Source organism: Methylobacterium sp. B1, from assembly GCF_000333255.1.
Taxonomy (GTDB): domain Bacteria; phylum Pseudomonadota; class Alphaproteobacteria; order Rhizobiales; family Beijerinckiaceae; genus Methylobacterium; species Methylobacterium fujisawaense.
This window is the reverse complement of sequence record NZ_BACT01000490.1, coordinates 1-1,102: the sequence shown is the minus strand read 5'-3', so window position 1 is coordinate 1,102 and position 1,102 is coordinate 1. Positions and strand designations below refer to the sequence as shown.

Genomic DNA, 1,102 nt, shown 5'->3' with positions numbered 1-1,102 from the left:
GCCCATCGACTGGTCGAGACCTGCGGGACCTTGCCGCCGTCGCTGCCGACCGTGTCGGCCGGGACCAGCGTCATGCGCAGGGGCGTCGGGGAATCCTTGACGTAGCGGGCGACGTCGGGACCGAAGGCGACGCCGACATCGGCCTTGTCGTTGGCCACCTCGCTGACGATGCGGGCCGGGTCGATCTGGGTGTACTGGTTGCGCGGCGAGCGGAAGTTCACCAGCGAGTAGAGGTAGGCCATGTCCTCCTCGTAGCGGCCGATATCCTTGAGCATCGCCTCGCCGGGGGAGCCGAAGGGCACCACCATGTGGTCGAGGGTCTTGAGCCGCGGGTCGGACCAGGACTTCACGTCGAGATCCTTGTCGGCGCGCGTGATGAAGACGTAGCCGCTCCGGTAGTACGGCTTCGTGGTCAGCACCCGCGGGTCGTCGCTGTCGAGGCCGACGACCACGTCGCAGGTCCGCTTCTCCAGGCCGTCGCGGACGAGGTAGATCGCGGGCTTCGGCAGCCAGACGAAGACGGGCTTCTTCCCCATCGCCTCCGCGACCGCCACGGCGACGCGGTTCTCGAGCCCCGATCCGTCCCGCATCGAGAGCGGCGGCTGCTTCTCGGAGGCGCAGATGCGCAGGGTCGCGGGGTCGGCCGGCGGGGCGGCCGGAGCCTTGCCGGGATCCTGCTGGATGGCCTGGGCCTCGGAGTCCTGGGCCGCCACCGGCCCGGCGGCCAGGGTGGCGAGCGTCAGGACGGCGGCGAAACGGGCCGCCAGGATGCGGGCGCGCGGGCGCGGCATGGACGTTGATCCCCTGTGTCGAAGCGTTTCTTGATGGCGGTCCGGAGGGGCGCGGCCGGGCTGCGGGGCGCCGTGGCGCCCCGCGCGTCCCGGACCCGGCCCGGAGTCCCGCCGGCCGCTTGGCCGGCGGGATGAAGGCGGGCCTTACTTGGATGGCCCTACTTGGCGGGCCCTACTTGGCGGCGTGCTGCTCGTACTCGCCGACATTCGGGTCGTCGTAGGGGCCCTTGCCGTCCAGCGAGAACACCATCACGCCGCCGCCCATCTGGGTGTAGTTGGCGAGCTTCTTGAAGGCGCCCACCGCGCCGAGG

1 protein-coding gene is annotated in these 1,102 nt (G+C 71.2%); it reads right to left on the bottom strand.

The window, feature by feature from the left end; genetic code table 11:
• Positions 1–791 (bottom strand): methanol oxidation system protein MoxJ (gene moxJ, locus I53_RS14275; RefSeq protein WP_043351786.1); only part of this gene is annotated, 791 nt, incomplete at its 3' end.
• Between the last annotated feature and the right edge of the window lie 311 nt (positions 792–1,102).